Source organism: Sorangium sp. KYC3313, from assembly GCF_052075895.1.
In the GTDB taxonomy this organism is placed as follows: domain Bacteria; phylum Myxococcota_A; class Polyangia; order Polyangiales; family Polyangiaceae; genus Sorangium; species Sorangium cellulosum_B.
In genome coordinates, this window is the sequence record NZ_CP197255.1 from 11,496,417 (window position 1) to 11,515,976 (window position 19,560).

Sequence of the window (19,560 nt, forward strand, 5' to 3'; positions counted from 1 at the left end):
CTCACGGCGGCGAGGTCACGGCGCTGCGCATGGCGCGCATGGAGTCGCGGGCGAACCGCGCCTGGACCCGGCGCGCGTAGGGATAGCCGAGCCGGGCGAGGAGGTGGTTCGGCCGGGAGACGGCGAAGATGTCGTAGGCGACCTCGCCGGAAGGCTCGTCGTGCTCGACGAGGAAGCGCTCCTCGCCGCGCTCGCCGTGCTCCTCGAGCGTCCCGTAGGCGAAGCCGAACCGGCGCACAGGGCCGCTCGTCTCATCGACCGTGTAAACGATCCGGCACGCGTTGAGCCAGTGAATCCCGAGCACGCGGACGAGGATCGCCACGGTGACGCCGGCCTGGAGGGGAGCGTCGGGATAGCAGAGCTCGACCCAGCCGAGCCGGAACTGCGCCCAGCGCCGCATCGCCTCGACAGCGCGGTCGAAGAGCGCGGCGCCCTGGCCGAGCACCGCGCGGTGGTGGTCGACGTTGAAGCCGGCAGGCGGCCGCGGGCGGCCATCGCCGGCGCCGGTGCAGCCGACCTCCGCGTACGAGAGCGGCCGGCCCGCCTGGCGAGCGAGGAAGGCGCGGATCGCGGCGTCGGAGGGGCGGGCGCGGGAGAGCACGAGGGGCAGGATAGCCGATCACGGAGACGCCATCTTGATGGCTTTCCGGCCACGACGAAGCACGCGGAGCACCTTCGCGGCTGACCGGCCTGCACGGATCCGAAAGACCTCTCGCCGAGGGCTCAGCATGGACATGAGATGTGCTGGACGATCGCGAAGCGGGCTTCAGGCGCGCTTCGCAGGTCGAGGACAGCGGCGCGTGCGCCACGCGACCTCGCGTGTGCGGCTGGCACCTGCCAGCGAGCGCTGATACGCTCCTCGGCGACTCGTAACAGCGAGGAGGTGCATGGCCAATGGACATGCAGTTCAAATTTCACGACGCCGATGTCGAGGCCGACCAGCTGGACACGATGCTCGAGAGCTTGATGCGCGACATCGGCACCGCCGGCGCGGCCCCGTCCCGCGTCGTCGAGGGGCGCCTCCCCAGGAACGCCAAGGGAGACGCCTTCACCGTCGGCGCGATCGCGCTCGCCGCGCTCCCCGCGGTGCTCCCCCAGGTGATTCAGCTCGTCAATGAGTGGGTCGTCCGCGCGCCGAGGCGCCGCATTCGCATCCGCGGGAAGAACGGCCTGGAGGTCGAGTTCACCTCGGACAAGCCGCTCGGGGAGAAGGAAGTGCTCGACCTCGCGCGCCGCATCAGCGCAATCAAATGACAGCCATGGACAGAGATCCTGTGCTGGGCGGACGGGACCGCATCGCGCTCATCATCGCGAACGGAATGTACGCGGACGGCAGGTTGCGCTCGCTTCAGGCGCCCGCCCTCGACGCATCGAAGCTCGCCGACACGATGGGAAACCCGGACATCGGCGATTTTCGGGTCCAGCTCTGCGTCGATGGCAGCCAGCTCGAGGTCCGGAAGGCCATCGGCGCGCTCTTCCATCGCCGCCATCCGGAGGATCTGCTCGTCCTCTACTACTCCGGTCATGGCCTGAAGGACGACTGGGGTCACCTCCACCTCGCCACGCACGACACGGAGAAAGAGCTCTTCAGCGCGACCTCGGTCGACGCGGCCTGGATCAGCCGCCAGATCGATCAGTGCCCCGCGAAGCGCATCGTCCTGATCCTCGACTGCTGCTACAGCGGCGCGTACGAGAACTCCGCCAAGAGCGAGCAGGACAGCGTCGACATCGCCGGGACGTTCATGGGAGACGGCTCGGGTCGCGTCGTGATCTCCGCCACGACGTCGGTTCAGCTGGCGTGGCAGGCCGACCAGCCCGTGGGGGTGCCCCCGCAGTCGATCTTCACGCGCCACATCGTCGAGGGTCTGTCGACCGGCACAGCCGATCTGGACCGGGACGGATACGTCGATGTCCACGAGCTCTGCGAGTACGTGCAAGCGAGCATCAAGGCCGAGGGAGGCCGGCAAACCCCGCAGATGTGGACGCAGAAGTACGAGGGGCGGCTGCGCATCGCGAAGGCCCCGCTCCGGCCCACGATCCCGGCGTCGGGCGGGAACGCCGCGATCACCTACGAGCTCTTCGTGTGCAACGGGCCGCTCGCAGGTCGGCGGTTCGTGCTCCACCCTGGAGAGTTCAGGGTGGGGCGAGAGCCCGATTGCTTCATCCGCCTCGATGATCCGAAGGTGTCGCGAAAGCACGCGACGATCGTCGTCGGAGCGGACGAGGTGCGCGTGATCGACCAGGGAAGCACGCACGGGACCAAGATCGACGAGGAGCGCATCACGAGCGCCTTGCTCCCGCAAAACGGCCAGATCGTCGTCGGGGGCACCGTGCTCAGGCTGGTCCGCCTGGAGGCCCCAGGCACACGTCAGACCGCGGAGACGGTCGCGCACCCGCCAACGGTGCCGAAGAAGCGATCGGCCACCCTGTTCACTCCCTGAACCCTGGCGCAGGCGCGCCCGCGCTATGCTCCGGCGCGCCCGGCGAGCGCGGCCCCTCCCGGTGGGTGTGACCGCGCCCCAGGGTGAAGGGGCACCGCTCGCCCGCAGCCCGCGGGAGGCCTGACCGCCCTCCCGTCGATGCACAAGGACCTCCTCGATCTCCTCCTCGCCCTCGACCGATGGATGATGGGTAGGACGACTCGCCGGATTCGGAGCCTGCGGTCGTCGCTGGATTCTACCGCTTTCACCCGCGCTGCGAGGCCCAGGAACCTCACCGGCGGGGCGAACGTGGACGAGGCGAACGTGGACGACGCGTCGGTGTCGCCGCGTGGCGAGGCTTGACCCTCGCGACGCCCCGGTGCTCTCATGGCGCGGTGAAGCCCGAGGCCCCGCCCATTCCCAGCGCGATTGCGGCGCCTTCCGGAACGGCGGCGGCGGGGGTGATGTGGCGCGCGCGGGGGCGGCTCCACCTCACGGTGATCGCCAAGGCGACCTTCGCCTTCGTCGACGGCGCAGAGATGATCCCCATCGAGCCGCAGCCGATCATCGATGCCGACATCCACCATCACAACAACCCGGGCCGCAGCGTCCGGTTGACGAGCGACCTCGCGCCCTACCTCGCGCGCATCGACGTGTTCTTCACGGGCCACGCGCACGCGCCGCCGGGCCCGCCTGCGGCGCCCTTCTCCGTGCGCCTCGCGCTCTTCGCCGGCGAGCGGCCGATCCTCGACAAGGCGCTCTCGATCGAGCCCGGCGGCGCGGAGAAGGCGATCCCGCTCGCCTACGAGCGCGCATTCGGAGGGATCGGCATGGCCGACAACCCGTTCGGCACCGATCGCCCGGCCGTCCTGGATCCCTCGCGGCGCGACCGCCCGGCGGGCTTCGCGCCGATCGGGAGCGTGTGGCCGTCGCGCAGGCGGCTGCTCGGGCGTACGCCCCACAAGGCGCTCGAGGGGCCCCTCCTCGAGATCCCCGACGATTTCGACTGGAGCTACTTCCAGGCAGCCCCGCCCGATCAGCGCGTCGAAGCCCTGGTCGGCGACGAGTGGCTCGTGCTCGCGGGGCTTCACCCGACGCTCGCGGCGCTGCGGACGCGGCTCCCCGGGGCGCGCGCCCTCGCGCACGTCCATGGCCTCTCCGCGTTCGGCGTCACGGAGGGGCAGCCGCTCGATCTCGTGCTGGACACGCTGCACGTCGATGGCGACCGGCAATCGTGCTCGCTGGTCTGGCGACGCAGCTTCCCGCTCGCGGATGAAGCAGCGCTCGCGGCGGTGCGTGTCGTCGTCGGCGTCGAGGTGCCGGGCGCCCCGCCCGCATGGCTGGCTCCTGCCGAGATCGCGATGGCCGCCCCGAGCGCCGTCGCGGCGGCCGATCCGACCGAGGTGACGCTCAACCGGTCCGATCAAGACGTCGAGGCGCGCGATCGGCGCGGCGCCGCCCAGCGCCCCGACGCGACCGCCGCGCAGACGAAGCGAGCCCCCGTCGGGTCGGCGGCCCCGCTCCCGCTCCGCCCGGGTGCGGAGCCGTCGCTCGCGGCGGCGCCCAGTCCGCAGACGCCACGCCCACCGAAGGGGCATTCCATCTCGTAGACCGACTCCGCGCATTGCGTCAGCGGCGGCTCGCGCACATCGAGAACGACGCAGCGCCCGCTCTCGCACATGGCAGCGCGGGAACTTGCACACAGATGTGGTACCTGGACCACCACCAGATGTCTGACTGCGTGCGGCCATGGGCTCGATCTGGAATGGAGCAGTCTTGATGAAAACGCATCGCGAATCTCAGGGGATCGGCGCTTCGAAGGACGGGGCGCTTCGCGGCGTGCGCTGCATCCGCCCTGCGGGCGTGATGCTTCTTGTGGCGCACGTGTTGGTGGCTTGCTCGAATGACACCGTGGCCGGCGGCAGCGGTGCCGGAAGCACCGGTGGCAACGGCGGTGCCGGGGGCAACGGCGGTGCCGGGGGCAACGGCGGTCATGGCGGCAGCGACGGTAACAGCGGCACCGGCACCGGCACCGGCGGCGACGGTGGTGGTGGTGGTGGTGACGGCGGTGGCGGCGACGGCGACGGCGACGGCGGTGGCGGCAGCGACGGCGGTGGCGGTGGCGACGTCACCGTGTCGGCCGAGTTCTTCGACGACTTCACCTACACCGGCATCACCGACGACGACCTCACGAGCTGGTGGTGGGTCCGCGCGGAAGACGGAGCGCCCGGGGTCGACGGCGCCCAATGGCTGCCGTCGAATGTGTCGTTCATCGATGATCCCGATCTCGCCTCGAACAGACTGCTACGGCTCGAGGCGACCACACGCGGCTCCGGCGAGAGCACCTCGCACGCAGAGCTTCAATCGAACGACGACAAGTTCCGCCTGGGGACGTACTCCGCTCGGGTAAAATTCAGCAACGCTCCTCTGACCGGGACCCGGCACCTCGCCGACAAGCCGGTCGAGACGTTCTTCGCGATCAGCCCGTGGATCAACGACCCCGAGACCGATCCCGGCTACTCGGAGCAGGATTTCGAGTACATGCCCAACGGCGGGTGGGGTCAGGAAGACACCAGCACGCTGTGGCTGACCTCGTGGGAGACCGCCACGCTGGAGAATACGCAGTCAAACCATGTGGCGGGGGACCAGTCCGGCTGGAAGAGGCTCCTCATCCAGATCACCGAGTCCGACATCCGCTACTACATCGAGGGCACGCGGCTCTGCACGCACGACGCGACGTACGTCCCCGAGACGAACCAGCACCTCGACTTCAATCTGTGGTTCGACGAGCTCGCCGCTGGGCAGACCGAGCCACGGACGTACGCCGAGGACGTCGACTGGGTCTATTTCGCCAAGGATGCCATCCTGTCGCAGGCCGAGGTGGACGCGCAGGTGGCCGGCTTCCGCGCGTCGTCGATCGCCCGCGAGGACACCCTGCCCTAGCACTGCGTCGCCCGGGTTCGGCCTTGGTTGCGCGTGAGGCATGCGGAAGCGGTGCCTTGTCCGTCACCGGCCCGGTAGGCCGCCGCCGGAACGCCACGAGACGGTCGAGGCCGGCGGGGCGCGCGGGCCCCGGAGCGGCGGGCGCGGCGGCGCGGGTGGAAGCGGCGGCGCAGCACGGGGCGCGGGGCGCGTTGCTCGGCCTCGCCGCCGCAGATACATTCGGTGACCCATGGACGTCACGACGCTGGTGCGGGGCGACGCCATCTCGGTGGTCGACTACCGGTGCCGCTCCGGACCCGGGGACGCGCCGTTCGCCGAGCTCCACCGCGGCTTCTCCGTCTCTTACGTGCACAAGGGCAGCTTCGGTTACCGTGTCCGGGGGGAGGCGTTCGAGCTCGTGGCCGGGTCGCTCCTGGTAGGCCACCCCGGCGACGAGTACACGTGCTCGCACGAGCACGTCGTCGGCGACGAGTGCCTGTCGTTCCAGCTCGCGCCGGCGCTCGTCGAGTCCCTCGGCGACGGCGGCGGCGCGTTCCGGGCCGGCAGCCTGCCGCCGGTGCCCGAGCTGATGGTGCTCGGCGAGCTCGCGCAGGCCGCCGCCGAGGGCAGGAGCGACATCGGCGTCGACGAGGTGGGGGTGCTCCTCGCCGCCCGCTTCGTCGAGGTCGCCTCCGGCCGGAAGCGAAGGCCGCCGGACACCGGGGCGCGCGACCGCCGCCGCGCCGTCGAGGCGGCGCTCTGGCTGGACGAGCACGCGCACGAGCCGATCGACCTCGAGGGCGCGGCGCGGGAGGTCGGGCTCAGCCCGTTCCACTTCCTGCGGGTCTTCGGGAAGGTCCTTGGCGTGACCCCGCACCAGTACCTGGTCCGCGCCCGCCTGCGCCGCGCGGCGCGCCTCCTCGCCGACGGCGCCCGGTCGATCACCGACATCGCGCTCGACGTCGGGTTCGGCGACCTCTCCAACTTCGTCCGCACCTTCCACCGCGCGGCCGGCGTCTCGCCCCGCGGCTTCCGGAAGGCGGCGAGGGGGGATCGCAAGATCTTCCAAGATCGCCTCGCCGCGCGCTCCTAGGATGGCCGCCGGACGCGGGCGCCCCGCCTGCCCGCGAGGACCCTCATGACAGCGACGGCACACGGCTTCCTCCTGTTCGACACGGCGATCGGCCGCTGCGGCATCGCGTGGGGCGAGCGCGGCGTCGCCGCCTTGCAGCTCCCCGAGGCGCGCGAGCCCGAGACGCGGTCGCGCCTGCTCCAGCGCCTCCCGGGCGCGCAGGCGGCGGCGCCGCCGCCCGAGGTGCAGCGCGCGGTCGACGCGATCGTCGCGCTCCTGCGCGGCGAGGCGAGCGACCTGTCCGCCGTCGCGCTCGACATGGATCGGGTGCCGCCGTTCCACCGCCGCGTCTACGAGGTCGCGCGCACCATCCCGCCGGGCGCGACGCTGACCTACGGCGAGGTCGCGGCGCGCCTCGGGGCGGTCGGCTCGGCGCGCGCCGTGGGGCAGGCGCTCGGGCGGAACCCGTTCGCGATCATCGTGCCGTGCCACCGCGTGCTCGCCGCCGGCGGCAAGGCAGGCGGCTTCTCCGCGAACGGCGGCGTCACGACGAAGCTCCGCCTCCTCGCGATCGAGAGCGGCCAGGCGCGCGGCGCTCCGGAGGCCGCGCCCGGCCGCGACTTCGGCTTCGATCCGGGCGCCGCCGTCGAGCACCTGCGCGCGTCCGACGCGGCGCTCGCGCGCGTCATCGACGCGGTCGGGCCGTTCGCCATGCGGATCGACAGGACGTCGAGCCTCTTCCTCGCGCTCGCGGAGTCGATCGTCTACCAGCAGCTCACCGGCAAGGCCGCCGCGACCATCTTCGCGCGCGTGCGCGCGCTCTTCCCGCGAGCGCACGAGGGCCCCACGCCCGCGCAGCTCCTGCGCGCCTCCGACGAGAAGCTCCGCGGCGCCGGCCTCTCGCAGGCGAAGCTCCTCGCGCTGCGCGACCTCGCGCGGAAGACGGAGGACGGCGAGCTCCCCACGCTCGCCGAGGTCCACGGCATGGAGGACGAGGCGATCATCGAGCGCCTCACGCGGGTGCGCGGCATCGGCCGGTGGACGGTGGAGATGCTCCTCATGTTCCGCCTCGGCCGCCCGGACGTGCTGCCCGCGGACGACTACGGCATCCGCAAGGGCTTCGCGCTCGCGTTCAAGCGGCCCGAGCCGCCAACGCGCGCGGACCTCGAGAAGCGCGGCGCGCGGTGGAAGCCGTACCGCACGGTGGCGAGCTGGTACCTCTGGCGCGCGGTGGATCTGGCGCGGAGCGGCTGACGCCTCGCCCCGCGGCGGCGCTGGGCTGCCCAGCGGGGCGCCTCCGCCGGCGCGGTCGCCGTCGCCCGGGCGAGCAGCCTTCGCGGCGCGGCCGCCGGTCGGGCTCGCCATCGCGGCGCGGCCCTCGGTCGGGCTCGCCGTCGCGCTGGCTGGCGTCGAGGCCGGGAGCTAAGTTCTCGCCGGCCCGAGAGCGCCGCGTGGAGCGCCGCACGACGCTGGACAAGGTTGCCGTCGCGGATGGCAACGAGAAGAGCACGGGAGGAGCACGACAGTCATGCTGAAGAACCTCGAAGGGCAGCGCGTTCCGGATGTCACATTTCGTACGCGCGTCGACGGTCAGTGGAGGGACGTGACCACCAAGGAGGTGTTCGCTGGCAAGAAGGTGGTGGTGTTCGCGCTGCCGGGCGCCTTCACGCCGACCTGCTCGAGCAGCCACGTGCCGCGCTACAACGAGCTCGCGGAGGAGTTCAAGCGGCGCGGGGTGGACACCATCGCGTGTGTGTCCGTGAACGACGCGTTCGTGATGGATGAGTGGTGCAAGGCGCAGGAGGCGGACAAGATCCAGTTCCTGCCCGACGGGAACGGGGAGTTCACCGAGAAGATGGGCATGCTCGTCGACAAGGCGAACCTCGGCTTCGGCAAGCGCTCGTGGCGCTATTCGATGCTGGTCGACGACGGCGTGATCAAGAAGATGTTCATCGAGCCCGAGGTGGAGGGGGATCCCTTCGATGTGTCGGACGCGGACACGATGCTGAAGTACCTGGCTCCGTCGTCGAAGGCGCCGCACGACGTGCTGCTGTTCACGAAGCCGGGCTGTGACTACTGTACCAAGGCGAAGCGGCTCCTCGACGCGCGGAAGATTGCTTACGAGGAGGTGGCGGCCTCGCCGCGCCGCCTGCGCGCGGTGAGCGGCAAGGGCACGACCCCGCAGGTCTTCATCGACGGCAAGCACATCGGCGGCGCCGACGAGCTCGAAGCCTACCTCGCGAAGGCCTGATTCACGAAGGCGGCCTGGGCGCCCCCCGACGATGGCGGGCGCCTACGCGCCGCCCTCGGGATCCGACGGCTCGGCGCGGAAATGGGTCACCGCCGGCGCCGAGGCCGGCGCCTCCACGGGGGCGACGGCCGAGCTGCGGCGCGCCGCGGCGGCGCACCTGTCGCTGTTCATGGCGAACTGCCCGATGCTGCTCCATAGCCTGTCGAACTCGGCCTGATCGAAGGTCGACCGGGACTGGAACAGGTCGTATCCCCCGTATTTCGGGTCCGCTCCGTCGCCGTCCTCCGGGGCGATGAACCGATAGTGGCCCATCACGTCGGCGTGGTCGGCGTCGACCAGGAAGCTGCGCTTCGTGTCGGGATAGACCATCGATACGCAGTTGACGATCCCGTCGTTCATCTCCGACGTGAGCGACTCGGTCCGGGTCGGGTCGTCGAACCGTGGCACGGAGCAGGGCGGCCCGAGGGCCTCGACCACCTTCGGCTCCTTGATGTTGGCCGTGATGCCGTGAAAGATGCCGAAGGCGCCCAGGAACGGGCCGCCGGGATCGCGCTTCGCCCGGGTGACGATCGACCGGAGCGCGATGCCCCGCTGCTCGTAGTACGCGCTCAGCTCCTCCTCGAGCTCCGCCCCGAGGAGGCTGGCTTTCCTTGCCTGCCTCGCGCTCTTGATGGAGGCCGCGAGCTCGCGCGGCCAGGCGCCGATACCGTGCGCGGACAGGCCATGCCTGGACCGGCGCTCCGCGCGCGACGACTGGCCTGACAGCGGCAGGGGATCGAGATCCTCGAAGGCCTCGGTGTCCTCGGCGACGTGCAGCAGCCAGCGGAGCACGTTGAAGTACTCGCCGCGCGCCTCGGCCCTGGCGAGATCGTCGCACGGCAGCGCGTGGAAGCGCTCGATCGTGTCGAGGGCGGCGCGGACGATGCCGTCCGATTGGCCGAACACCTGCAGGAGCGTCTTCGCGCGGCGGGCCGCGGAGCTCGCGTCCTTCGGGCCAGCCAGGCGGAGCCACCAGTGGAGGGCCCCGGCCAGGCCAGTGAGGAGGGGCTGCCTCCGGTGGAGGACGTGGGCGAGGTTCGTCCCGCGGTGCGGCGTCGAGAGGAACTGGATCGAGCAGATGCTCTCGAGGATGCGCTCCACCGGGACGCCGTAGACCGACCCTTTCTGCTCGGTCTCGGCCAGGAGCAGGAGCATCAGCGTCTTGATGTCCCGCCCGCCGGTCGAGTGGCCCACGAGGTGGACGCAGTCCCGCTGGCCGCGGCCCGCGCCCCCGTAGAACACCCCCTGCCTGAACCGATCCGCGAGCCAGCGGAGGAGCGCGTGCGCGCGGGTGTCCACGCTCGCCGTGGGCAGGTTCGGGAAGCAATGCACCGAGAGCGGGCCTTGGTACGGCCCGGTATCGGTGTTTCGGAGGATCTCCGTGACACCGCTGTAATAGACGATCGACCCCAGGATATCGAAGCCCGCAAAACCAGGCACGAGCACGAGGTGGCTTCTCGGTGAACTCATGGCTTTTCCCTCCCACATGAAAGGCCGCGCGCATCCCCTTCGGGAGATGAGCGACAGCCCGACATTCTCTGTTCGATCGGGCGGTCGACGAACGCGCCGCGGGGCGCCTCTCCCAGGGCCGGGCGAGCGCCGCGGCGCGCTCGTCGACCGACCGCCCGCCGGCGGGGCCCGCGGCCCCCGCTCACTCGGCGGGGTACATCTCGTCGATGGTCCCGCGGAAGCGCTGCTCGATCACGTTGCGCTTCATCTTGAGCGTCGGCGTCATCTCGCCGTCCTGTACCGAGAACTCGCGGCCGAGGACCGTGAACCGCTTGATCTGCTCGAAGCTGGCGAGCTCCGCGTTCAGGGCGTCGATGTGCGCCTTCACCTGGCCGACCACCTCGGCGCTCGTGATCGCGGCGTCGCTGCTCAGGGCGCCCCGCTCCTTCAGCTCGGCGAGCTTGCCCTCGGTCAGCGTGATCAGCGCCGAGAGGTACTTGCGGCCGTCGCCCACCATGCACACCTGGCTGATGATCTCCGCCGCCTTGAGCCGCTCCTCGATCGGGAGCGGCGCGATCATCTTGCCGCCCGAGGTCTTGAGGATCTCCTTCTTGCGGCCCCGGATCTTGAGCTGTCCGCGGTCGTTCCACTCGCCGAGATCGCCCGTGTGCAGCCAGCCGTCCTCGAGCGCGGCCTCCGTCGCCGCCTGGTCCTTGTAGTAACCCACGAACACGTGCCGGCCGCGGGTCAGGATCTCGCCGTCCTCGGCCAGCTTGAACTCGACGCCCGGCACGGGCTTGCCCACGGTGCCCGCGCTCTCGATGCCCGGCTCGGTCATGCAGATGACGCCGGTCGACTCGGTCTGGCCGAAGTCCTCGAGGATCTCGAGGTTCAGCGCGCGGAACCACGTCGAGATGTGCGGCGCGAGCGCCGCCGCGCCCGAGGCGAGCACCTCGGCCTTGCCCAGGCCGAGCGCCGCGCGCACCTTGCCCAGCACGAGCTTGTCGGCGAGCTTGAGCTGCAAGGCGTCGAGCGCGCTCGGCGCGCGCTGCGCGTACTTCGCCTGGGCCACGCGGGCGCCCACGGCGAGCGCCCACTCGGCCAGCTTCTTCTTGGCGCCCTTGCCGCCGCGCACCTTCGCCATCACGCCTTCCATCATCTTCTCCCAGAGCCGCGGCACGCAGAGCAGCAGCGTGGGCTGCACCTCGGGGAGCTCGCTCGAGACGTTCTCGAACTTCGAGCAGAAGTTGACGGTGTAGCGCTGGGTAACGCCCGCCCCGACGCACTGCAGCTTCTCGGCGATGTGACAGAGCGGGAGGAACGAGAACGTCGTGCCGCGCGCGAACGGCAGCTTCCAGTACTTCGCGACCAATTCGGCCGTGTAAGCCAGGTTGTCGTGCGAGAGCATGGCCCCCTTGGGGTTGCCCGTCGTGCCCGAGGTGTAGATCAGGAACGCGCCGGCCCTGGGGTCGATCTTCGCCAGGTAGTCGGCGAACGTCTTCGCGCCCGGCTGCCCCGCGAGCGCGCGGCCCTCGGCCAGGGCCTGCTCGTACGAGATCGCCTTGGGAGAGATCGATGTGTCGCCATCGAAGACGAGGATCCAGCTCACGCTGTCAGGGACGGAATACTCGCCCTTCTCGCCGGAGATCTTCTGAAAGTACTCCTTGTTTTGCACCGAGAGCAGCGTCGCCTCGGTGTGGTTCAGGATGTACTGGATGTCTTTCGCGGTGGAGTTCGGGTAGAGGCCCGCCGACTTGCCCCCGACGAGCAGCGCCGCCAGGTCGACGTGGACCCACTGCGGGCAGTTGTACGACAGGATCGCGCCGGCCTGGCTCGCGTCGAAGCCCCTGGACTCCAGGAACAGCGCGAGGTGGTGAACCCGGTCACGGTACTCGCGCGCGGTCAGCGTCTTCCACTCGCCTTGAGATTTGAAGCGCTGGGCCGGCGCGTCAGGAGATTCGTTGGCCCACTGTTCCAGACGGTGGAGGACGGTGCTCATGGCATCTCCTGCGGCTCGAGGCCTCGGGGGGTCGCGGGGTGGCCAGGATGCGGGAGCCGCCGGGGCATTGTCAATCAGCGTCGAGGAGCCCCTCGGAGCGCAGGCGGCACAGGACGAGCCGCCGGTTGTCTCGTTCCGCGTTCCGCTTCCGTTGCCGCGATCGCCCGCCAGGACCGCGTAACGGGCCGCCTCGGCGGGGCGCCCGGCGCGCCGGAAGTGCACGGCGAGCGCGTCCGCGTCGGCCCGCCCCGGGGCCTCCAGGACGGCGGCGACCCGCATGTGGACCTCGGCGAGCTCCGCCGCGCCGAGCTGCGCCAGGTCCGCCTCGCGGATGTGGTCGTGGAACACCTCGAGCCCCTGCTCGCCGTGCTGCCGCCGCGCGCGCACGACGTTGCCGGCCCGGAGCGCCGGCGGCGCCGGCTACCGGTTGACGGCGCTCACGACGGCCTGCCACTCCGTCGAGAACGAGCCGTCCGTGCGCTTGATGTCCGTCCCCGTGTCCCACAGCACCGGAACGACGCCGCGGGACCGCGACGCCTCCACCACCGACCGCATCCACAGCGTCCGCGACGCCGGCTCACGGGGGTAGTTCGTGCCCAGCGTGACGCCGAACTCGCCGAGGATGATCGGGAGGCTCCGCTGCGCGCTGAACGCGCCGAGCGTGTCGAACTTGCTCTTCAGCTCCGCCTTCTCGGGCTCCGTGCCCCACGTCGTCTTGGGAGAGCCCCAGCTCTCCACCGTGTCGAGGCCGCAGAAGGTGTAAGGCGTATAGTAATGGATCGAGAGGAAGAGGCTCTTCGTGCCGGCCGGATCGGTCGGCACCTTGAAATCGCCCACACACGTCCTGTCGATGTCCGTCACGAAGCCGGCGATGAGCAGGGCGCGGCTCGCGTTGTAGCCGCCCTGCCCGCGCACGGTGGTGACGAAGAGCTGGTTCATCTCGTTCAGAGCGGCGTAGTCCGGCGTCCCGCCGTCGTGAACGCCGTTGACCCAGTAGTTCCCCTCCTCGTTCATCCCCTCGAGGATCAGCTTGTGACCGACGTCGCTGAAGGCCGTGGCGATCTGGGTCCAGTAGGACGCGAACCTGGTCTTGACGCCGTCGGTGAGCTTGTACTTATCGGCGTTGTCCTCGTTGTAGATCCAGCCCCCGTCCCAGTGGATGTTCACGATCGAGTACATTCCGGCGGCCTCGATCCAGCCCACCACCTCCTTGACGCGGGCCATCTTGGCGGCGTCGATCGTGCCGCTGGCGGCGTAGGTGTCCCAGGCCACGGGCACACGCACCGTCTTGATGCCGTGGCTGGCCATGCCGTTGATGAACGTCTGCGTGATCAGCGGCTGGCCCCAGCCCGTCTCCCAGGCGGTGGTGTTCTCCAGCGTGTTGCCGATGTTGGCCCCGATACCCATGTCGGGGACCATGGCCGCGGCGTCCACGGGCGTCGCTGATCCGCCGGTCCCGCCGGAGCCCCCGACTCCCCCCGTACCGGCGCCGCCCGCGCCGGCACCACCGGAACCGGCGCCGCCCGCGCCAGCGCCGCCCGTCGCGGCGTCGCCTGCACCGCCACCGCCCGTGCCGGCGTCGCCCGTGGCGGTGCCTCCGCCGCTGCCTCCGGTGACCCCTCCAGAGGCCGCGCCTGCGCCCGACGTGACATCGGGATCCGTCGAGCTACAAGCGACAAGCAAGCCGAGAATCGAGAAGGAAGCGAGTCGATACGCGTGGGTCATGGGTCCTCTGCGGGTCATGGAAAGGGAGCTCGTCTCCCTCAGGTTGCGCTGCGCCCCTGCCGGCCGTCACAAATCGCACGGACGCTCCCGGACCGCGATCCGCGCCGGATCCCGGGAGCCCGAGCTCGGCCTTCGCGGTCAGGGGGCGCAACGGGGCTCGCCGTCGCCCGCCGCCGCCCGAGGGCGTGGCGCCCGCCAGGTGGCGCCACGCAGCTCCTGTTCAGCCTGGATCCCGAGCGCCCGCTCGGATGACTCAGCCGCTGGCCCAGGCGTTGATCCGCGCTGCCCAGCCGGCAGCATCGTCGATGGTGAGGACGAGCCGCCGATACCACTCCCCCTCGAGCTCGACGGTCAGCGGGTGCTCCTTCCGGCTCCGCACCCAGTACCAGAACTCCTTGCCGTGCGCGGTGAAGTAGGTCCCCGCCTTGATCACCCCCGGCAGGGCCGTCCCGGGCGCGCGGATCTCCATCCATGTGGAGGGCGGCAGCGCCGCCTCCGCCCGCGCCACGTGCTCGCGGGGCACCACGATGGGCCGGAGCCTCACGGCCCAGAGCCGCTCGGCTCCTTCCAGGGTGAGCGTCAATCGATCCCCTTCGATACGAAGCTGCACGGCGACAGTCTAGCTGTTCGCGAGCGCCTGGCGAGCAGGGGCCGCTGCACGACGCGCGCCGGCGCTCGGCTCACCCCGGATCGCGCCCGGGGAGCTCCGGCCGCACGCGCACGCTCTTCCACCGCGCGAGCTGCACGGTCCCGGCGGGCGCGCCCCGCGGCTTGCTCACGTCCGCGGCCCTGCAGACGTGGACCTCCACCTTGGCGGCGCTCCGCGCCTTCGAGTACCACGCGGCGGCCGCCGCGGCGCGCTCCACCACCTCGCGCGGGACCTCCACGCGCTCGGGGTTGCGCACGATCACGTGGCTGCCCGGCGTGCCGCCGGCCACGTGCAGCCACAGATCGTGCGGCTCGGCGATCTCGAAGGTGAGCGCGTCGTTGTCCTCGTCGCCGCGGCCGACGAGCACCTCGAAGCCATCGATCGTGAGCGTGCGGTACGGCCGCCCCTTGCTGCCCATGCCGGCCCCCGCCGTCAGCCGGACGCGGCGCCGGCGCGCGGCCCGGCGCCCGGTTGCGCGGGCCTCGCCGGCGCCCTCGCCTCGCCCGCCACCTCGGCGGCGAGCCACGCGAGCAGGTCCCGCACGACCTCCTCGCGGTTGATCTCGTTCAGCATCTCGTGGCGCCCGCCGGGGTAGAACCGCTGCGCCACCCTGCGGAGACCGGCGGCGCGGTACGCCTCGATCATCTGGGTGACGCCCTTGAGCAGCCCGCCGACCGGGTCGCGAGAGCCGGAGAAGACGTAGATGGGCAGGTCCTTCGGGATGCGCGAGAGCCGCTCGGGGCGCGCGAGCGCCGCCATCGCGTCGAGCAGGTCGACCCAGAGCGAGGTCGTCGCCGGGAAGCCGCAGCGGGGATCGGCGATGTACACGTCGACCTCGGCGCGATCGCGAGAGAGCCAGTCGAAGGGCGTGCGCGTCGGGGCGAACATCTTGTTGAAGCTGTCGAAGCTCATCGTCTGGAGGAGCTGGCTCTTGCCGCGCTCGCCCAGCCGCCGCCGCTCGGCGCGCGCCACGAGCCGGCCCGCGTCCACGAGCGCGTTCGCCTTGCCCGAGGCGCCGGAGAGCACCGCGCCGTCGATCGAGCCGCCGTGCTCGATCAGGACCTCCTGCGCGAGGGCGGCGCCCATGCTGTGGCCGAAGAGGACGACCGGCAGGCCGGGGTGCTCGCCGCGCGCGCGCGCGATGAGCTGCGCGAGATCGCGGACGACCCGCTGGAAGCCGCCCTGGCTCGCGAAGAAGCCGAGCTCGTCGCTCCCGCGCGCCGTCGCGCCGTGGCCGCGGTGGTCGTTCGCGTAGACGGCCCACCCGTCGGCGCAGAGCGCCTGCGCGAGGCGCGCGTAGCGGCCCGCGTGCTCCGACATGCCGTGCGCGACGTGGACGACGCCGCGCGCCCCGCCGTCCGGGAGCCAGCGGTACACGAAGAGCTCTCGGCCATCGTCCGCCTGAAACGTGAAGGTGTCCGCGGGCATCGCGGGCCGACCCTATCACCGCTCCGCGCGCGGCTGACCACGATTCTCGATGCTTCCGCGCCGAAAGGAGTTTTCGGTACGGTCCTCCGTGGCATGAGGTTCGCACAAAGGCCGGCCATGCCCGAGCGCCGATCGTTGCCCGTGCTCTCGTTGCGCGACACCGTCCTCTTCCCTGGGATAGCGACGCCCATCACGGTCGGACGGCTGAAGACGCTCCGCGCGGTGGAGGCCGCCCTCCGGGTCGAGGGAGAAGACAAGCGCATCTTCGCGGTCGCCCAGCGCGACGCCGCCGAGGAGCCCACCGCGAGCGGCCTCTTCTCGATCGGCGTGATCGCCCGCATCACCCAGGTGCAGCGGTTCGGGTCGGGCCTCCAGCTCGTGCTCTACTGCGAGCGGCGAGCGGCCGCGCCCCGCTACACGGAGGTCGACGGCGTGATCCGCGCCCCCGTCATCGAGCTCGCCGACTTGCCCCTCCGTCCAGAGGAGGACGGCGCCCTGGAGGCGCTCTCCCGCGAGGTGCGCGAGCGGGCCGTCGAGTACGGCCGCCACCGCGGCGCGCCCGAGGACGTGCTCAAGCAGTTCGTCGGCAGCATGTACGGCCCGGCCGAGCTCGTGAACCACATCGCCTTCTACCTGGACCTCCCGACCCCCGAGAAGCAGGCGCTGCTCGAGATCCTCTCGACGGAAGAGCGGATGCGCAGCCTCGCGCTGCACCTCTACCGGCAGATCGGCATCGTCGAGACCCAGGAGAAGATCAGGACGACCGTCGAGGAGGAGCTCGGCGAGCGGCAGCGGGAGATCTACCTGCGCGAGCAGCTGCGCGCGATCCAGAAGGAGCTCGGCGAGGAAGACGACGAGAACGCCGCCGCACGTCTTGAGCACAAGCTGCAGCGCGCCAACCTGCCGGCGGAGATCCTGCAGGAGGCCCGGCGCGATCTCGGGCGCTTGCGGCGCATGGGGCGGGAGACGTCGCCGGAGGCCCAGGTCCTCATGACGTGGCTCGAGTGGGTGGCGGATCTGCCCTGGAACCAGCGGACCGACGACCACGTCGATCTCGATCGCGCGCGGGCGATCCTCGACGAGGATCACTACGGCCTGGGCGACGTGAAGGACCGGGTGCTCGAGTTCCTGGCCGTCCGGAAGCTGCGCCTGGAGCAGGCGAGGAGCGAGGGCGAGCGGAGCCGCGCGATCTCCCGCGGGCCGATCCTGCTCTTCCTCGGTCCGCCCGGGACCGGCAAGACGTCCATCGCGGAGTCGATCGCGCGGGCGCTCGGGCGCAAGTACGTCCGCGTCTCGCTGGGCGGGGCGCGCGACGAGGCGGACATCCGCGGCCACCGGCGCACGTACGTGGGCGCGATGCCCGGCCGCATCCTCCAGGGCATCAAGCGGGTGGGCTCGAAGAACCCGGTGATCGTCCTCGACGAGGTCGACAAGCTCGGCGCCTCCTACCAGGGCGATCCTGGCGCGGCGCTGCTCGAGGTGCTGGATCCGGCGCAGAACGACGGCTTCGTCGACCACTACCTCGGCCTGCCGTTCGACCTGTCCGAGGTGCTGTTCATCTGCACCGCGAACTTCCGCGAGACGATCCCCCCTCCGCTGTTCGACCGGATGGAGCCCGCGCTGTTCGCCGGGTACACGGAGCAGGAGAAGCACGAGATCGCCCGGAAGTACCTGCTCCCCCGGCAGCGGAAGGAGTGCGGGCTGCGCGAGGAGCAGCTGCGCGTGACGGGCGCGGCGCTCGGCGGGCTCATCAGCGGATACACGCGCGAGGCGGGCGTGCGGCAGCTGGAACGGACGCTCGGCGCGCTGGCGCGGAAGGCCGCGCGCCGGATCGCGGCCGGCGAGATCGAGCGGGCTGTGGTGGGCGCCGACGACGACGTGAAGGAATTGCTCGGCCGCGCGAGGATGCGCCTTGAGCGGAGGCTTCAGCACGATCAGCCGGGGGTCGCGACCGGCATGTATTACACGCAGATGGGTGGCGACATCATGCACGTCGAGGCGAGCGTGATGCCCGGCAAGGGCGATTTCGTCCTCACGGGGCAGCTGGGCGACGTCATGAAGGAGAGCGGCCGCGCGGCGCTGAGTTATGCGCGCGCGCACGCGGCGGAGCTCGGCGTGCCGTCCGATCGGCTGCAGCGGCGGGACGTTCACATCCATGTTCCGGCGGGGGCGGTGCCGAAGGACGGGCCGAGCGCGGGCGTGACGATGGCGGTCGCGCTGGTGAGCGCCCTGTCGGGCAGGCCGGTCAGGAGCGACATCGCGATGACGGGGGAGATCACGCTTCGCGGGACGGTGCTGCCGATCGGGGGGATCAAGGAGAAGGTGCTGGGGGCGCACCGCGCGGGGATCTTCGAGATCCTGCTGCCGGCGGACAACGAGGCGGATCTCGACGATCTGCCGGCCGAGGTGAGGAGCTCGCTCGAGTTCTACCTGGTGAACACGCTCGACGAGGCGCTCGCGCTCTGCCTGCGGCTCCGCTCGATCCGCCGGGAGGCGCCCGAGGAGATGCCGCACGCGCGGGCGTCCTGACGCGCCTCAGGTGGGCGGCGGCGAGGCCGGCGCGCCGTCGCCGCCGAGCGCGCTGGCCGGCGCGCCGGCGGCGCCGAGCGCGTCGGCCAGCGCGGCGGCGGCGGCGGCGGCGAAGGCGTCGAGCGTGGCGGGCTCGGTCCAGCGGGTCGCCTCCCGGGCGTCGAGCGCGTGGTGGGTCTCGACGAGGATGGAGGGCATGGAAGGGCGGCGCAGCACGAAGATGCGCTGTCCCGGGGGGCGCCGGTCGAGGAAGACGCCGGGCTGGGCGGCGTCCGGCTCGTACAGGCCGCTGTACGCGGCGCCGTCGTAGGGCAACAGGCCTGCTTCTTCCATCCGCCTCGCGAAGCCGCGCGCGAGCGCGAGCCGGAGGGCGCAGAGGGCGGGCTCGCCTTCGTCGGACCACAGGACGGCGAACCCCGGCGCGGCGAGGCTGAGCGGGCACTGGCGGCCCTGGCCGGGCGACCACGTCTCGGTCCTGCCGCGCACGTCCGAGTGCAGGCTGACGAAGGCGTCGGCGCCCCACCGGGCGGCGTCCTCGACGCGCTCCGGGTAGGGCAATGGACGGTCGCCGGCCCTGCCCACGCGCGCCTCGAAGCGCCCGGTGGCGTTGAGCCGCTCGGCGAGGGCGCGCGCCGCGGCGAGGGTGAAGTCCTGCTCGTCGACGCAGAAGCAGGAGAGGTTGCCGGAGTTGCCGGGGGCGCCATGTCCGGCGTCGAGGTAGACGCGGCGGACCCCGAAATCCCGCGGAAAGACGGCGGACGGGGCGACGACGCGGGCCCCTGGAAACGGCCACCCGCTCGGCGCGATCGGGAGCTTGAGGGCGCGCCGCGCCGCGATCTCACGCGGGGCGCCCGGGGCGAGCGCCCGTGACAGGGCGGCGGCGCCGGCGGCGCCGGCGAGACCGAGGACGAGCTTCCTGCGCGAGATCACCGCGGCTCCGCTTGCTATCAAAGGCGGAGCGCGGCGTCAGGTTCTCGGCAAACGAGCGTGGCCGGGGTGACGAAGGGGGCGTGACGTAGCGACATCCCGGGATCGCCCGAGACGTCCGGGAGACCGTGACCCGGCGCGCCCCGCACC

Annotated in this window: 16 protein-coding genes; 8 read left to right on the top strand and 8 right to left on the bottom strand. The window is 71.4% G+C overall.

What is annotated here, in order from left to right:
• Position 1: 1 nt before the first annotated feature.
• Positions 2-601, bottom strand: coding sequence for a DUF1990 family protein (locus tag ACSRUE_RS43815; protein ID WP_437943885.1), 600 nt, complete (start codon positions 599-601; stop codon positions 2-4).
• A 299-nt stretch (positions 602-900) separates the two neighbouring features.
• On the opposite strand from ACSRUE_RS43815, the gene ACSRUE_RS43820 reads away from it, so the two are divergent.
• The 7 genes from ACSRUE_RS43820 (at position 901) to ACSRUE_RS43850 (ending at position 8,665) form a co-directional block, all read left to right on the top strand.
• Positions 901-1,254: a hypothetical protein gene (locus ACSRUE_RS43820; RefSeq protein WP_437761425.1), complete on the top strand. Its 354-nt coding sequence runs from the start codon at positions 901-903 to the stop codon at positions 1,252-1,254.
• A 5-nt stretch (positions 1,255-1,259) separates the two neighbouring features.
• Complete coding sequence (locus ACSRUE_RS43825; protein ID WP_441288769.1) at positions 1,260-2,441, top strand: caspase, EACC1-associated type; 1,182 nt, start codon at positions 1,260-1,262, stop codon at positions 2,439-2,441.
• 374 nt (positions 2,442-2,815) lie between these two features.
• Positions 2,816-4,030 (top strand): DUF2169 family type VI secretion system accessory protein, encoded by a 1,215-nt coding sequence (locus ACSRUE_RS43830; protein WP_441288770.1) that lies wholly within the window; start codon positions 2,816-2,818, stop codon positions 4,028-4,030.
• 139 nt (positions 4,031-4,169) lie between these two features.
• The gene (locus ACSRUE_RS43835) at positions 4,170-5,363 is read left to right on the top strand and encodes a glycoside hydrolase family 16 protein (RefSeq protein ID WP_441288771.1); all 1,194 of its coding nucleotides are present in this window, start codon (positions 4,170-4,172) and stop codon (positions 5,361-5,363) included.
• 229 nt (positions 5,364-5,592) lie between these two features.
• Positions 5,593-6,435 carry a helix-turn-helix transcriptional regulator gene (locus tag ACSRUE_RS43840; RefSeq protein ID WP_441288772.1) on the top strand — a complete coding sequence of 281 codons (843 nt, stop codon included), beginning with the start codon at positions 5,593-5,595 and terminating at the stop codon, positions 6,433-6,435.
• Positions 6,436-6,480: 45 nt separating this feature from the next.
• Positions 6,481-7,668 (top strand): methylated-DNA--[protein]-cysteine S-methyltransferase, encoded by a 1,188-nt coding sequence (locus ACSRUE_RS43845; RefSeq protein WP_441288773.1) that lies wholly within the window; start codon positions 6,481-6,483, stop codon positions 7,666-7,668.
• 274 nt (positions 7,669-7,942) lie between these two features.
• Entirely contained in the window at positions 7,943-8,665 is a 723-nt protein-coding gene (locus tag ACSRUE_RS43850) for a glutathione peroxidase (RefSeq protein ID WP_437761434.1), read from the top strand.
• Positions 8,666-8,707: 42 nt separating this feature from the next.
• Here ACSRUE_RS43850 and ACSRUE_RS43855 read toward each other — a convergent pair whose 3' ends face one another.
• From ACSRUE_RS43855 to ACSRUE_RS43880, 6 genes are all read right to left on the bottom strand, one after another.
• Positions 8,708-10,174, bottom strand: coding sequence for a hypothetical protein (locus ACSRUE_RS43855; RefSeq protein ID WP_441288774.1), 1,467 nt, complete (start codon positions 10,172-10,174; stop codon positions 8,708-8,710).
• 181 nt (positions 10,175-10,355) lie between these two features.
• Positions 10,356-12,152, bottom strand: coding sequence for an AMP-dependent synthetase/ligase (locus ACSRUE_RS43860; protein WP_441288775.1), 1,797 nt, complete (start codon positions 12,150-12,152; stop codon positions 10,356-10,358).
• Between the two features lie 420 nt (positions 12,153-12,572).
• Positions 12,573-13,835, bottom strand: coding sequence for a glycoside hydrolase family 5 protein (locus ACSRUE_RS43865; protein WP_441288776.1), 1,263 nt, complete (start codon positions 13,833-13,835; stop codon positions 12,573-12,575).
• A gap of 295 nt (positions 13,836-14,130) precedes the next feature.
• A complete protein-coding gene (locus ACSRUE_RS43870) occupies positions 14,131-14,487 on the bottom strand; it encodes a hypothetical protein (protein WP_441288777.1) in 357 nt (118 codons plus the stop codon).
• A 70-nt stretch (positions 14,488-14,557) separates the two neighbouring features.
• Positions 14,558-14,944 carry an NFACT RNA binding domain-containing protein gene (locus ACSRUE_RS43875; RefSeq protein ID WP_441288778.1) on the bottom strand — a complete coding sequence of 129 codons (387 nt, stop codon included), beginning with the start codon at positions 14,942-14,944 and terminating at the stop codon, positions 14,558-14,560.
• 14 nt (positions 14,945-14,958) lie between these two features.
• Entirely contained in the window at positions 14,959-15,954 is a 996-nt protein-coding gene (locus ACSRUE_RS43880; RefSeq protein WP_441288779.1) for a lysophospholipase, read from the bottom strand.
• 117 nt (positions 15,955-16,071) lie between these two features.
• On the opposite strand from ACSRUE_RS43880, the gene lon reads away from it, so the two are divergent.
• Positions 16,072-18,483, top strand: a complete 2,412-nt coding sequence (lon, locus tag ACSRUE_RS43885) for an endopeptidase La (protein WP_441288780.1) — start codon at positions 16,072-16,074, stop codon at positions 18,481-18,483.
• Between the two features lie 6 nt (positions 18,484-18,489).
• Here the strand turns inward: lon and ACSRUE_RS43890 are convergent, their stop codons facing one another.
• Positions 18,490-19,413 (bottom strand): N-acetylmuramoyl-L-alanine amidase family protein, encoded by a 924-nt coding sequence (locus ACSRUE_RS43890; protein ID WP_441288781.1) that lies wholly within the window; start codon positions 19,411-19,413, stop codon positions 18,490-18,492.
• Positions 19,414-19,560: the final 147 nt, after the last annotated feature.